At 48.4% G+C, this 14,686-nt stretch carries 9 protein-coding genes; 5 read left to right on the plus strand and 4 right to left on the minus strand.

What is annotated here, in order from left to right:
• Nucleotides 1-11 precede the first annotated feature (11 nt).
• The 3 genes from E1919_RS07630 to E1919_RS07640 are packed head-to-tail and all read left to right on the plus strand — an operon-like array spanning nt 12 to nt 2,660.
• Nucleotides 12-1,238: an exo-beta-N-acetylmuramidase NamZ family protein gene (locus E1919_RS07630; RefSeq protein WP_237144125.1), complete on the plus strand. Its 1,227-nt coding sequence runs from the start codon at nt 12-14 to the stop codon at nt 1,236-1,238.
• 2 nt (nt 1,239-1,240) lie between these two features.
• Complete coding sequence (gene fmt, locus E1919_RS07635; protein ID WP_162052758.1) at nt 1,241-2,170, plus strand: methionyl-tRNA formyltransferase; 930 nt, start codon at nt 1,241-1,243, stop codon at nt 2,168-2,170.
• A gap of 4 nt (nt 2,171-2,174) precedes the next feature.
• Nucleotides 2,175-2,660: a dihydrofolate reductase gene (locus E1919_RS07640; protein WP_162052759.1), complete on the plus strand. Its 486-nt coding sequence runs from the start codon at nt 2,175-2,177 to the stop codon at nt 2,658-2,660.
• Nucleotides 2,661-2,769: 109 nt separating this feature from the next.
• Here E1919_RS07640 and porU2 read toward each other — a convergent pair whose 3' ends face one another.
• Entirely contained in the window at nt 2,770-7,782 is a 5,013-nt protein-coding gene (porU2, locus tag E1919_RS07645; RefSeq protein WP_162052760.1) for a putative type IX secretion system sortase PorU2, read from the minus strand.
• A 39-nt stretch (nt 7,783-7,821) separates the two neighbouring features.
• Nucleotides 7,822-8,922: a putative type IX sorting system protein PorV2 gene (locus E1919_RS07650; RefSeq protein WP_449422723.1), complete on the minus strand. Its 1,101-nt coding sequence runs from the start codon at nt 8,920-8,922 to the stop codon at nt 7,822-7,824.
• Between the two features lie 277 nt (nt 8,923-9,199).
• Between E1919_RS07650 and E1919_RS07655 the strand changes: the two genes are divergently transcribed.
• Together E1919_RS07655 and E1919_RS07660 are read left to right on the plus strand one after the other, a co-directional pair.
• Complete coding sequence (locus E1919_RS07655; RefSeq protein ID WP_162052762.1) at nt 9,200-9,544, plus strand: PadR family transcriptional regulator; 345 nt, start codon at nt 9,200-9,202, stop codon at nt 9,542-9,544.
• On the plus strand, nt 9,541-12,075 hold the full coding sequence (locus tag E1919_RS07660; protein ID WP_162052763.1) for a PspC domain-containing protein: 2,535 nt from the start codon (nt 9,541-9,543) through the stop codon (nt 12,073-12,075). The genes E1919_RS07655 and E1919_RS07660 overlap by 4 nt, the downstream gene beginning before the upstream one ends.
• Before the next feature lie 385 nt (nt 12,076-12,460).
• On the opposite strand, the gene E1919_RS07665 is transcribed toward E1919_RS07660, so the two are convergent.
• Both E1919_RS07665 and E1919_RS07670 read right to left on the minus strand, forming a co-directional pair.
• A complete protein-coding gene (locus tag E1919_RS07665) occupies nt 12,461-13,891 on the minus strand; it encodes a CCA tRNA nucleotidyltransferase (RefSeq protein ID WP_162052764.1) in 1,431 nt (476 codons plus the stop codon).
• A 130-nt stretch (nt 13,892-14,021) separates the two neighbouring features.
• Nucleotides 14,022-14,594, minus strand: a complete 573-nt coding sequence (locus E1919_RS07670; RefSeq protein ID WP_162052765.1) for an L-threonylcarbamoyladenylate synthase — start codon at nt 14,592-14,594, stop codon at nt 14,022-14,024.
• Nucleotides 14,595-14,686 lie beyond the last annotated feature (92 nt).

Below are 14,686 nucleotides of genomic sequence, written 5' to 3' on the forward strand. Positions count from 1 at the left end.
TGACACAGCCCATGCTTATACTATACACTTCGTTTCTGCTAGCTCTCGGAAACTGCGCCCCGAAACAAGCGCCTGCCACAATACCACAGCCTCAGCCTACTGAGCAAACAATTACTGCTGAACCTGCACCAGAGCCACAGTCCAAGCCTTTGCAGACAGGCGCAGAACAACTGGAACTGTACCTGCCCCAGTTGCAGGGCAAGCGTGTGGGCCTCGTGGTAAACCAAACGTCGGTTGTTGGCCAAACGCATTTAGTTGATACCTTATTGAGCCGGGGCGTGGACGTGGTGACAATTTTCGCACCGGAACACGGCTTCCGGGGCGAAGCTGATGCTGGTGCATACGTGAAAGACGCCAAAGACATCCGCACTGGCCTGCCTATCATATCGCTCTACGGCAAAAACAAAAAGCCATCGGCGGAACAGGTAAAGAACCTGGATGTGCTGGTTTTTGATATTCAGGATGTAGGCGCCCGCTTCTATACTTACATAAGCACCATGCACTATGTAATGGAGGCCGCAGCCGAAAACAACAAGCCTGTGCTGGTGCTGGACCGCCCTAACCCGAACGGCCATTATGTAGACGGACCGGTGCTGGAGAAGGAGCAACAGTCGTTTGTGGGCATGCACCCCATCCCAATTGTGCATGGCCTGACGGTGGGGGAACTGGCCGAGATGATAAACGGAGAGAAATGGCTGGAGGGGCAGCGGCAGGCAGACCTGACGGTGGTTCCGGTGGCAAACTATACCCACAACACCGCTTATATACTGCCTGTCAAGCCGTCGCCGAACCTTCCGAACGCACAGGCCATTACGCTATACCCGTCAATCTGCCTTTTCGAGGGCACGAACGTGAGCGTTGGCCGCGGCACGCCTGCGCCGTTTCAGGTAATTGGCAGCCCCTATTACACTGATAGGACCTTCAAGTTTACACCCGAAAGCACGGCAGGAGCCACCAATCCGCCGCACAAAGGACAAGCCTGCTACGGTATGGATTTAACAGATCCGGCCAAAGCACAGCCATTCACGCTGGCTTACCTGCAGGAGATGTACCAGCACTCAACGCAGAAAGACAAGTTCTTCAATAACTTCTTTGAGAAACTGGCAGGCACCAGCCAGCTGCGGGAGCAGATAAAAGCCGGCAAAACTGAGGCGGAAATACGCGCCAGTTGGGAGCCTGCGCTTGCAGAGTATAAGACCCTCCGAGAGCAGTACCTGCTATACCCTGAAAATAACTAACGATGACAAGAGATTTAAGCATTGTGTTTATGGGTACCCCGGATTTTGCCGTGCCTACCCTGCAAACACTGGTGGAGCATCATTATAATGTAGTAGCCGTGATTACAGCGCCGGATAGACCGGCTGGCCGGGGGCAGAAGCTTCACCAGTCACCGGTGAAGGAGTACGCCGTGTCGCAGAACATTCCGGTACTGCAGCCAACAAACCTTAAATCCGAGGCTTTTCTGGAAGAGTTACGAAGCTATCAGGCCAATCTGCAGATCATTGTAGCGTTCCGGATGCTGCCGGAGGTGGTGTGGGCGATGCCGGAATTAGGTTCTTTTAATATACATGGCTCGCTGCTGCCGCAGTACCGTGGTGCTGCCCCCATCAATTGGGCTATTATCAACGGTGAGAAAGAAACAGGTGTCACTTCCTTTTTCCTGAAACACGAGATAGACACCGGAGACCTTATTTTCCAGAAGCGCGTACCCATTCTAGAGGAAGATGACTTTGGCTCTGTGTATGAGAAACTGAAATATGAGGGAGCAAAACTTGCGCTGCGTACCGTACAGGCCATTGAGCGCGAGGAGGTGCAGCCGCAGCCGCAGGTTACCTCTGCTGAAACCAAGCATGCACCCAAGATATACAAAGAGACCTGCGAGATTAACTGGAATCAGCCTGCCAGGCAGGTGCGAAACTTTATCCGCGGCCTTAGTCCCTACCCTGCCGCCTGGACCCGCTTTAACGACAAAACCTTTAAGATTTTCAAAACAGAGGCTTTAGAAAACGCGGAGTTTGGCTTAGCACCAGGACAGCTGAAAACGGACAACAAAACGTTTCTGCATGTCCAGACTGCTGCTGGTGTCCTTTCGGTGCTTGACCTGCAAATGGAAGGGAAGAAACGTATGCCAATTCAGGATTTATTGAGAGGTTACACCTTTAATGTATAGATAAATGATAGCTATAGTTGTAGCCGCCGCCGAAAACAACGTCATCGGAAAAGACAACGGATTAATCTGGCACCTCCCGGCTGACCTGCGCCACTTCAAGCAAATTACGATGGGGCATCCCATCCTGATGGGCCGTAAAACATTTGAGTCAATTGGCAAGCCCTTACCCGGCCGTACGTCAATCATCATTACTACTCAAAAGGATTATGCAGCAGAAGGGTGTGTCGTAACCCACTCTGTGCAGGAGGCGATTGAGAAGGCAAAGCAGCTCGACCAAGAGATTTGCATTATTGGCGGCGCAGAAATCTACAGGCAGGCACTGCCCCTGACAGATGTTATTTACCTCACCCGCATCCACCACACCTTTGAAGGAGATGTTTCCTTTCCTAAAATGAAGGAGGAGGAATGGGAAACGGTGGAGCAGGAGCATCATGAATCGGATGAGAAGAACAAGTACAGTTACAGCTTCCTGACTTTGAAGCGTAAATAAAGACAACTGGCCGCCTCCTTGGATAAAAGGTATAACGAGGTTGAAGCAAAAAGCAGGAGGGGCAGCTATTGTAGCTGCCCCTCCTGCTTTTATAGTGTGCCGGTTTAGTTTATCTCAGAATATATAGTTTACCATAACCATTCTTAAAAGCTTTATCGCCGAAGGTATTGCGGTGTTTCATTTCTTCCTCCATTCTGCTCATCACCACTCTATACAGGTATACCCCATTTGCGAGCTTGTCACCATACATGTCGGTGCCATTCCAGGCATATTCCGTTTTGTTGTTGCCTATGCGCAGCGGCCCCAGTTCTTCTTTCATAATCTCCTTCACCACTTTACCTGTCACGGTTAATATCTGAATTTTGATGTGCTCCGGTATCGTGCTGCCTGTAAGCGTGAAAATAAAGTTGGTTTTAGAGGAGAAAGGATTCGGGAATGGATAAAAGTTTGTTACCCCCGCCTCACTCACTACTTCAAAGCCGATTCTATAGGGTGATATACCAGAGGCTTTACCTGCAGCATCACGCGCCCGCACTTCCATGGTATACTTATCATCTAGTAGCTTGGTTGGCTTGTACTCCAGTCTAAAGTCGTTCTCCTCGGTAGCAGCAACATACGTCACCTCCTGAGGGTTATTCACGAGCGAAACCTCCTGTTCCTGCCCATCCGAATCTATTAGGATGATAGACATAGCAGATGGATCCTGCAGGAATACATGGCGGTTCTCATCTTTCAGCGTAACACTGATGACTGGGCTTGGCGAGACAAAATCACCATCCAGGATATGAACACCATCAAAGGCTACGTCCATGATCGGGTGCAGCTTCGGTTTTACACTAAAATTTACTTCATAAATGTTGTTGAAATAATGCTGCTCCAGTTGCAGGCGCGGATTCACATACATGCTCAGTTTGTAATTCCCCTCCAATTCCTGTGTTAATGTCGTGAAATTGAAAGTAACCGTCTCTCCGGCTGCTACAGGCTTTATTTTAAACCGCGAGACAGTTGGTTGAATACCATCACCTGAAAGTGTTACCTCCACCAATACAGAATCACGAAAGGCGGTATGCGAAATATTTTCGAAGGCCATGGGAGCCGTTATGCGTCCTCCGCTTGCCTGCTCAGACAAAAGCGCAGGACTCACCTTCACCAAATCCGGCCTGATAACACCTTCTGGAACGCCTTCATAAAGCACAAACCACTGCTTTAGCTGTGGTGCCGTTCGGGCTGTAGAATCTGATAAGAAAGCCGTAAGCTTCAGGTTAGGGTACAGCTTGGCATCAATAGAGGAGATATCCAACACTTTGCTCTGCACTTTTTCCACCAGCACTTCTTCCTGCCCTGTTGTATCAATACCGATTACACTAAAAGTATATGTATCGTCACCGCCCTTGTACTTCTCTATATTGTGGTGCAATGTTTCCCATTGCAAAGCAGGCCCAACCAGTACAGAAGTGACAGAACCGGTTGCCCTTGTTGACCTTAAGGTAGTATTCAGCGCTATGGCTTGAGAAGTAGCAGGTGTCGCATCATCTGCCGACGCCGTCATTTCCTCTGCATCACCAACCGCTGCTCCCTTCTGCCCTACAATGGCAAAGGGCACATTGGCAGGAAAAGTATTGATCAGGCTCGAGCCTATGCTATTAAAAGCTACCTTCACCTCGGTAGAAAATGTATGAAAAGGCACTTTATTGATGCTTATAGCTACCACATAATACCCTGCCGGCACAGCATCCAGGAAAGTTTTTATCTTGGCCACATTCGCAGCCTGAGCCAGGTTCCCTGTGTCAAACAGGTAAGGCACAGCCGCGCAGAAGGTTTGCCCCGGCAAAGCCGTAACATTTTCCAGCGTGATATTATTAACCACGATAAAATACATTCGCGCTGCTGAAGAACCCTGGGGATCACCACATGAGCCACTCAACTCCTGCGCTCCATTCATAAATATACCATGGTTTGAAAAAGTGAACCTGGTATCTCCTCCCACAGTTTTAATCTCGATAAACTTCTGGATGTTTTTATACTGCCAGGTCCTGTTGCTCTCTGATAGAGAATCGAAACCTACAACCTGAGCATCTTGGAACTGCCCGTAATGGCTCTGAGACCAGCCGCCTTTAACATCGGCTATATGTCTGAAGGAGCTACTTGCCCAGACAGTGTCTTCTCCTGCCTCATAGTTTGTAAAGCGGGCGCGCCAGTAGTAAACCGCACTGTCGCTTCTGGGTGCAGGCAGGGAAACCTCCCATACAGGTATTTCAGCATTGGCTACTGTCTGAGACTGGCGCAATGGACTACTGAAGGTCTTGGTGGTGTCAATTTCAAAATAAAAACCTTGATTTTCGCTTAAAGTAGTTGCCTGCACTGCCAGTTTCACCTTATCTGTTCCGACGATGCTGTAGTTTGATGGGTAAACAGTTACGATACCACTGATGGGGAAAAAGTGCTGGAACACAGCTGTGTTATTTTCTTCATTCAGCTCTTCCACAGCATTCGGACTATCCAGAGTTATCTCAAAGGAGTTCACTCCCACTGCCATCACATCTTTGTTAGGCAGTTTGAGCATGACTCTTCTCCCCTGTATAATTGGGTCAATCAGGATAGGCTCCTGAAAGACAACACTGTTATCAGACAAGGTTCTTTTGATAGAAACATAGATGGGTTCGGTTATGGCTTTTCCCAAATTATCCACATCAAAAGCCACCATAAATGAATCAGCAGAAGCCGTTACTGCACCTCCATCCAATCCGGTTACATTAAAGTTACTCTCTTTTATTACATAATCGGGTTTGCTTGGGTTGTACGGCTTCAAGGCAGGATCTCCCTGAAGGGCCATTTCTAACACCATGGCTATTGCCCAGGGACTGGCTGTTTCCCGCATCACACGCTTTATAGTTTCCTGCTGAACCGTACCCAGCGTTGTGCCATAGAATGCCGGATCTTGAAAAGCCACCTTATAGAAGTTAGAGGAGTAAGTATTCAGGTAAGGTAAGCCGCCTGCATCTATGTGGGCGATCAAGGCAACGGCACCTTTATCAGGAGTAAGCAACCAGTCTTCACCGAATGTGGTATTATTGGGAACATAACTATGTCCTAAATTACACCCATTCATCAAAAGAATTGGATACTTCCCTTTGTTCTGATAGTTATTAACAGCCTGTGAGACATACCCTATATCCAAATCGTTGGTGCTGGTAGAACTGTGCCCGAAGAAAGTTATCAGAGACAAACCTTTGTTAACCTGCTCCGACACGTTAATAAACTCTGTTACCTCACTAACATTCTGTCTGTACCTTTCTATAACAGTAGCTCCTAACAGGGGCCCCTCTGCTATGGCCGCATAGCTTCTCAGGTAGTTCGTAATCTGGTTTATTTCAGAAATTAGTTTGCCGCCTCCGAGCTGCAATATGTTCTTCCGCCATGGCTCCCCCTCTTTGGCTACCTCATACTCCTTCACTTTATTCAGATAAGCCATAATGGCCTCTGGTGAAGTGGCAGCCACACGGCCTGTAGGCACCGTCGGAATATACTGGCTATTCCTGAAGTCAGCTGAAAAAAGAAGGTCAGATGCCGGAACGCCTCCGGTTGGCACAATATCCAGCGCTCTTGAGTTTACATCTCTATAGTTTATTCTGTCAATTTCGACTCCTTTCCCAAGAATCACCATCTGCTTTTTAACAGCAGAACTACCCATCAGCCTTGTGAAATGGCGGATAGCAATGGAAGAAAACTCTCCGTAATGAAACTGGTTCACCAGGTCATCTACAAACACTAACAAGGTATCATATCCCCCTCCTGCCGCTGATGCACGATAAGTCGCATACTCTTTAGGAGCAGGATGCGCAGCATTACCCACCTTTACCATCAGCCTCTTGTTAGTCAGAACAATGTAGTTGAAGGCATCCGGTGCGATGTTTCTGAACTGGATGCGCTTTACCGCGGCAGGCCTGCTGAACATAGTTGCATCTGCTAGAAAGAACTTATGGCTTCTGCCATCCGCCGCATCTGTTACATATCCTTTTCTACCAGCAGTCTCTCTTCCAGCTATACGAGTAATGTTAAACTGATCAGTTATATCGTAGGCAACGGCTGTGGCAGGAGCGCCACTGAACTCAAAGTAAGGGTTGTCAGTACGTGTAGAGTCTGTATAGAAGTACATGGAACTACCTTGAAAAACACTTCTCTGAGGAAAAGTCAGAATAGCAAAAGGAATACTTATCTGGTTTCTTGTATCCTCACTTCCATTCGGCAAAGGAGGCAACAAATCTGGTAAAGATTTCACTGTAAAGTTTCCTTGTGGAGAAATATCAGAGAATTCCGCTGTATATTTAGCATATAAATGTCCATCTCCATCAATTTGATGACGTGCAATTTCTCTTACCACATTATTTGCGTCGGCTACTCTAATGGAAAATCTGTGTTTGATATTCCTCCATGCGAAAGCAGAATAATATAATACAGGTTTTGGACCAGCAGGCTCTACATTAACAACATTATTAATTGTATATGCCTTCTCCCTCCTTGATGTGCTAGTAACACGTCCCTGCCCTTGATCAAACCAAGGCATCAGCACCATGTTCAGGCTGGGATCATGAGCTTTCCCCCTATAGAAGTCACCTACTTGCCATGTCACCGCCTTCTGCAAATGATACGGCTCCGGCGTGAGGCCGGCAATGGCAGGGTTAGACTCCCGCATGCGCTTACCTCCTGCTGCATTTATAGTAAGAAAATAGGCTGCTGTATCGGTATATAAACTATAGAACTGGTGCACCTGGTGAGCCGGATTCTTATATAACTCACTGTCCAAAGCACCATCATTACGCTCACCATAAAACTCCACATAATCCTGCGTATCTAGCTTACCATCGGCCTCACCGGCTATATAAATAGATACCTCCTTGCCCCTGCGGAAAAGCTGCAGGTGCTGCGGGTTTACCTCCCTCAGGCCCAGGCTCTCCAGGAAATCATAATCTAAGCGGTGCAGGCCTGTGTTGACGACACTTATTTTGTAGTAAGTCTTAGAGTAATCAATCCACTCGTTTCCGTACACTTCCTGCGCTTGCGCAGCACCTGCTCCAATGCAAGTAATCAGGAATAAAAGTGCGGCTAAAAGTTGCTTCATCATGTATTGCTTATCTGTTTTCTGCCTGGTAAAGCAAAAATTTTATTTATCAAAAGAGTAACCGAGGGAAACAATGACAGAAGAGGTATTTGCACCGCCTATGGCATTGCTCTCGCTGTTGTTGACACGGGAAAGAGCAAGGTCCAGGAGAAGGCCTCCGGTTTTCACGCCTATCCCGAAGTTGGGCTGCAGGCGTTTAGTGGTGCCCCCGTCAAAATTTGTTGTTTCCTGGTAGTTGTTGATACCCCCTCTTACAAAAACTGAGTTAGCATAAGCCAGCTCAAGACCCATATGCGGATCCATTGACACGACATCTGACTTCAGGAGCACATTGCGCTTTCCGTCGAAGGTGAAATCAAGATCTGCTGCGATAAGAGCCGAGAATTTATCATTGAACTGAAACGAGCGGCCAACACCTAGCACTACTCTCGGCAGGGTTAGCTCAGCAGTGCTTTGTGGAAGGTCGTTACCAGTTTGCTGGTATGCCTCCTCCAGTTCTTCAGTATTGTGCGTCCAGGCGGTAAAGGTGGTGGTAATGTCTTTTGCCATCAGGCCAAACTGCCAGTTGTCGCGTTGCAGCTGCGCGCCCACATCCACTCCAAAGCCATAGGCATTGGCAAAGGCGCCTACATTCCGGTATATGATTTTTGCGTTGGCACCCAGCATCAACCCCTCTACCAGGTTACTGCGGCGGGCATAGGACAAAAGCATGGCATAATCGGCGACTGAGAAAAACCGGATGCTGTCGTACTGAATGTAGCCGTACTCGTTCTGTAGCCGGCGGGTATCTGCGATATCATCCACGGCCAGTCGGATAACGGATACAGCAAGGGCGCTGTTTGTGTCGAGGGGCATGGCGAAGCTGGCGAAATCATTCTTGGCAATGCCTGCAAAAAGCTCTGAGTGCATCAGGCTCACATTATACCTGTTCTGGAGGCGCAGCAAACCGGCCGGATTCCAATATCCCGCGTTGGCATCGTTGGCAACAGCTGCCTGCACGTTGCCCATGCCGAGCGCACGCCCTCCTACCCCTATGTTAAGGAACTCATTGCTGTATTTGGGAGCGGACACTTGTGCTGTGGCAGCTGAACATGCTATAAAAAACAGAGCAGCCATGAAACAGCGAAGGGTGAATCTGATCATGTATAAGGGTATAGTTAGCTCAAAAGCAAAAATATTACTGCATTCTTTCAACAATGTTTCCTACCAATACTGGCCTCAGGAATTCCCTCAGCAACACAGCCTAAGCCTTTTTAGTTGTTTCCGACGCAATTTAATTTTAATCAAAAATACTGAATATTCAAGATAAACCGAGAACCGGATAACTAATAAAAAAAACTTCCGTAATTATTTTTATACAGTACCTTGCGTTACATAGTACCTTTCATTATCTTTACTTCAACATTATAGCAATATCATCATGAAAGTAGAAAACACACAAGTGCAGATGAGGAAGGGAATTCTGGAGTTCTGCATCCTGGAGATAATCTCTCGTGGTGAAGTATATGCGTCCGATATGTTGGAAGAGCTGACAGCGGCCAGAATGATCGTTGTGGAGGGCACACTCTACCCTTTGCTCACCCGCCTCAAGAACGCATCGCTTCTCGACTACAACTGGGTAGAGTCAACTTCAGGGCCGCCCCGCAAATACTACACCCTTACTGAAACAGGACGTAACTTTCTGGAACAGCTCCGGCTAACCTGGACAGACTTAGTTGCCTCCACAGATTACATTATCCAAAACAAGAAAGCTCAGCAACTATGAAAAAGAATATAAGCATCAACTTGCAAGGCATCATCTTCCATATAGAAGAGGATGGTTATGAGCAGCTCAGCAGATACCTTGCCTCCATCAGAACGTACTTTTCTAACTATGAGGGACATGAGGAAATTGTTGCCGACATTGAGGCGCGCATTGCCGAGATTTTCTCCGCGCGGCTTTCTCCGGGCAAACAGGTAATCTCTCAGGAAGATGTGGAGTACCTAATCGGGCGCATGGGCAGTGTGACAGATTTTGAGGTGCTGGACCCAATAGAGGAAGGAATCCCACAGCCACAGCAAGACCTGACTGTCTACGAAGGAGCATACGATGGATCATATGAAGGAGCCACCGGAACGCATAGCGCTTCCGGCGCCTACACAGCAGGTCCCAAAAAGCTTTTCAGGGATGTTAACCGCAAAGTTATTGCAGGGGTGTCTGCTGGTTTAGCCAATTACCTGAACGCAGACCCGCTCTGGGTGAGGCTGTTCTTTGTGCTACTGGTTTTACTTGGTATTGTATCAGCGGGCATATCAGCCGCAACGGGTATAATCCTGTATGTGGTGCTTTGGATTGCCATGCCGGAAAACGACCAACTGCCGGAGACAACGGCTAGAAAGCTGTTCCGCGATCCTGAAGACAAGAAACTGGCGGGTGTAGCCAGTGGTATTGCCAAATATTTCGGTATTGATACAGCTGTGGTCCGCGTTCTGTTCATTGCACTTATCTTTGCAGGCGGCTTTGGTATTATTGCCTATATCGTGCTTTGGGTTGCCATGCCCGAAGCCGTCACCCTGTCCGAGCGCCTGCAGATGCAGGGTGACCCCGTAACGCTGGCGGGTATAGAGAAAACGCTGAAGGACAACCTGAACATGAAGGACAGCAACGGCGAGGAAAGCCAGCTGGCTAAAGTCATCCTGATGCCTTTCCGCCTTATCTCCCAGCTTTTTAACTGGCTCGGAAAGGCCCTCGGCCCTATCTTCGCCTTCCTGATCACGCTCATCCGCATAGGTGCCGGTATTATACTGCTGGTAGTGTCCATCGGCCTGACCATCGCCCTCTTCTCCACGTTTTTTGTTTCTCTTGGTTTAGTAGATGACCCCCAATTAATTTTTCCTGGTGATTTTCCGGCCTCCGTGTTTCTCGGGGGCTTTCCCAGGCTCGGACTGGTGGCAGGCTTTTTTGTAGGCTTAATTCCGCTTCTGCTGTTGATTATACTGAGCGTGAGCCTTCTGGTGAAACGTACTTTTCTACGCCCTTTTGTAGGCTGGTCTTTGTTTGCAGTGTGGCTCGTGAGTCTTTTCACTATGATTGCAACTATCGCGATGCATAGCACCAACTTCCGCCGTACTGGCGAGGTGATTACCTCTAAAACCATTCCTGTAGCAAATTTCGGCACCCTTACGCTGGACGCATATGACACAAACACAAACTATGATAAAGTCTACATCGATGTACGTGCTCACAACAGCGAAAATGTCGAGATTATACAGCGCGCCGAGGCAAAAGGCAGAACAGAAGAGGAGGCGAAGCAGAATGCCAGCATGATCACATACCGCGTAGTGCAGCAGGACTCAGTGCTCCGCTTCGATAACAGATATGAGTTTAAAGAAAAAGCTGCCTACCGCGACCAGGAACTAAGTGTTACGGTCATGCTTCCGCAAAACAAGCCCCTGCGCCTTACCCGCGCATTTACGCACCTATTGCCCAGCGCCACCTTCGCCCAAAGTTACAGCGTGGACAAGATTGTGCGCAACACCTGGCAGGCAAGCGGCGACCAACTGGAGTGCCTTACCTGTGCCGCTGACACCTTGGATACAGAAGAGTTCAGCACTGATAATAGCACCAACACAGGTTTTACGACTAGTATAAGTGGAAGCGTACTGCTGGATGAGGACGAATACAGCAGCAATGCAAGAACCTTTGACTTTGACGATTTTAGTGAGGTAACTGTGAGCGGCCCTTACCATGTGCAAATTCAGCAGGGCAGCAACTATAGCATCCGGGTGCGGGGCGAGGACAAAGAACTCAGGTTATTGTCAATTGAAAAGAGTGGCCAGGAGCTGCGCATCCGCTATGCTGAGGAGAACTTTAATCTTTTCGATGACCGTAACCCAGTGCTGATACAAATTGTAGCACCGGATTATAGGAACATCGACCTGAGTGGAGCCATCAAAGCAGATATTGGCCGAATTAGTTCTGACGACCTCCAGATGAACTTTGCAGGAGCTATAAGGTCTACCGCTGATGTGAATGTGCGCAACCTGAAAGTAGATATTGCCGGTGCTTCCATCAGCAAGTTTACAGGCCGCGCCGAAAGCTTTGAGTTGGATGCTACGGGAGCCGGTGTTGTGGATGCGGAGGGACTTCAGGCAGCCTCAGTGGATGCTGACGTAACAGGTGCCAGTGCGGCACAGGTATATGCCACCAACAGGCTCCGCGCCCAAGCATCCGGCGCCAGCCGGATCACCTACAAAGGCAACCCCACCGACACCACCATCGACAGCAACGGCCCAAGCAGCGTGAAGCGCCACTAGGAAAGCAAACCGGCCTTTAAACTATGAGAAACAGCGGGTTGAGGTGCCTCAACCCGCCCTATTAACCTGCCACTAGTACAATCTAAAACTATGTTAAAAAATAAGCCTTTCCTTCTGTTAACTGCCTTTACTGCGGTCTTAGCCATTTCTCCTGAAGCCATGGCCCAGAATAGAAACGCTACAGCCTGCGACGGGAAATTAGTCTCCTATCTGAACTGGAAAGAAACCCCGGCAATGCAGCACCTCACTACCAGGTAAAAAATCTGCAACTGAAAGAGTACTTGAAACTGGACATAAAATACTCTTTGAAAGATACAGGCAAGAAGTATAAGGTAGAACCATATAATAAAGCATGATATTTGCGTTATCATAAAAGTAAATAAGTTTAGTTGTTGTTTGATGAGTGCCCTTGGCGAAGTCCCCTCTCCTTCCCTTTTTCTAACAGGAAGGCGAAGGCTTCGTCAAACTCATTTCTTACCTTCCCTTCCAGAATCGCCTCTGTCAGCACCTCCTTCAACTCTCCTACCGTTTTGGATGGCTTCAGCCCGAAAGTTTCCATTATTACTTCCCCTGTAATTACTGGCTGGAAGTTGCGCAGTTTATCGCTTTCCTCTACCTCCACCAGCCGCTTCTCCACCTTATCGAAATTCTGCAGGTAGCGCTTTACTTTGTTGTCGTTCTTTGAGGTGATATCGGCACGGCACAGCGCCATGAGCGCCTCCACATCATCACCAGCTTCAAAGAGCAGACGGCGTATGGCAGAATCCGTAACGGTTTCTTTTACCAGGGCAATAGGCCGCAGGTGCAGTTTCACCAACTTCTGCACAAACTTCATATGCTCGTTCAGGGGCAGTTTCAGGTCTTTGAAGAGCTTGGGCACCATACGGGCACCTCGGTCTTCATGGCCGTGAAAGGTCCAGCCTACTTTGGGTGAATAGCGTTTGGTGTCGGGTTTGGCGATGTCATGCATAATAGCTGCCCAGCGCAGCCACAGGTCGTCCGACACCTCCGCCACATTATCGAGCACCTGAAGGGTATGATAGAAGTTGTCTTTGTGTGAGTTGCCGTTGATAGTTTCTACGCCCTGCAGCTCCGTCATCTTCGGAAAGATGATTTCCAGTAGCCCAGACACAAACAGAAGCTTGAAACCATAAGAGGGCGTAGGCGACAGAATAATTTTGTTCAGTTCGTCCGTAATACGCTCCTGCGATACAATTTTGATGCGCTCTTTATTATCCGAGATGGCATCAAAGGTATCGGGATCAATATCAAAGCCAAGTTGGGAAGCGAAACGGATGGCACGCATCATACGCAGCGGATCATCTGAAAAAGTAATACCCGGCTCCAATGGCGTCCGGATAACCTTGCGCTTCATGTCCTTTATACCATCAAATTCATCTATCAGCTCACCATAATTCTGTTTATTCAGGCTGATGCCAAGTGCATTTATGGTAAAGTCGCGGCGTTTCAGGTCATCATCCAGCGTACCCTGCTCCACCTCCGGCTTGCGGGAATGCTCCCTATAAGATTCCTTTCGGGCCCCAACAAACTCTACCTCCCATTCATCCGCACGCAGCATGGCTGTCCCGAAGTTTTTGAAGATAGATACTTTGGGTTTATGTGGCAGTTTCTGCGCTACCATGGCAGCCAGGGCAATACCATCACCTACACACACAATATCTATATCCTTAGACGGCCGCTTCAGCACCAGGTCGCGTACAAAGCCTCCGATTACGTAAGCATCGGTGCTCAGCTCAGCGGCCGCATCGGCTACAACATTAAAAATCGGGTGATTCGGTAGTTCTGCTTTATCCATTTCTAAAAATCAAAAACCTCAGGCAACGGTGGCGCGGCCTGAGGTGCAAAATTAAGGATTACCCTGTTAATTACGAATTACGTGTTTCGAATTGCCAATGCCACCTTTCTATCAGGAGGGGTATTCGTATTTAATCACGCAGTACTTTCTGGCTACCGTCCGGGTTGATTTTCACGATGCGCGATGGCTTTGATTCCATAGGCTCCTCCTGCCGCCAGTGCACTATTAAATCCACGCGTTTCTTTATTTCTTCGGAAACATCCGCAAAGGTCTTGGGTGCAGGCTCTCCGCTTATGTTGGCGGAGGTAGAAACAAGAGGCCGGCCAATCTGCCTTAACAGGCGATGGCAGAACTCGTCTTTCACTATTCGGATGGCTACGGTGCCGTCATCGGCCAGCACTTCTTCGGGTAAATTCTGGGGATTCGAAAAAACATAGGTGGTAGGCCGCTCCTGCTCCTGAACGAATTGCTGAAAATCAGCAGGCAGCGACGCTATATAGCGCAGCAGCATCTGCTGGTCGGCCACCAACAGGATCATCGCTTTGGAAGCATCGCGCTCTTTTATTTTAACGACTTTCTTTACGGCAGTTCCATTCTCTGCATCACAACCGATTCCCCACACAGTATCCGTGGGATAAAGTATTACGTTCCCCACCAGCAGTTCGTCTTCTGCTGCCTGTACGGCTTTTATTAACTGGCTCATTTTTTCTAATTGTTGAATTGTTAAATGGCTAAATTGTTAATTGGTTGTATGGCTGTGGCTTTCCCTTAGTCAACAATGTAACCATGCAGCCA

This window comes from Pontibacter pamirensis (assembly GCF_010015475.1).
Classification (GTDB): Bacteria; Bacteroidota; Bacteroidia; order Cytophagales; family Hymenobacteraceae; genus Pontibacter; species Pontibacter pamirensis.

Coding starts and splice junctions, on each gene's coding strand:
- E1919_RS07630 (WP_237144125.1), top strand. CDS start 12: ATGCTTATACTATACACTTCGTTTCTGCTAGCTCTCGGAAACTGCGCC.
- fmt (WP_162052758.1), top strand. CDS start 1,241: ATGACAAGAGATTTAAGCATTGTGTTTATGGGTACCCCGGATTTTGCC.
- E1919_RS07640 (WP_162052759.1), top strand. CDS start 2,175: ATGATAGCTATAGTTGTAGCCGCCGCCGAAAACAACGTCATCGGAAAA.
- porU2 (WP_162052760.1), bottom strand. CDS start 7,782: ATGATGAAGCAACTTTTAGCCGCACTTTTATTCCTGATTACTTGCATT.
- E1919_RS07650 (WP_449422723.1), bottom strand. CDS start 8,922: ATGATCAGATTCACCCTTCGCTGTTTCATGGCTGCTCTGTTTTTTATA.
- E1919_RS07655 (WP_162052762.1), top strand. CDS start 9,200: ATGAAAGTAGAAAACACACAAGTGCAGATGAGGAAGGGAATTCTGGAG.
- E1919_RS07660 (WP_162052763.1), top strand. CDS start 9,541: ATGAAAAAGAATATAAGCATCAACTTGCAAGGCATCATCTTCCATATA.
- E1919_RS07665 (WP_162052764.1), bottom strand. CDS start 13,891: ATGGATAAAGCAGAACTACCGAATCACCCGATTTTTAATGTTGTAGCC.
- E1919_RS07670 (WP_162052765.1), bottom strand. CDS start 14,594: ATGAGCCAGTTAATAAAAGCCGTACAGGCAGCAGAAGACGAACTGCTG.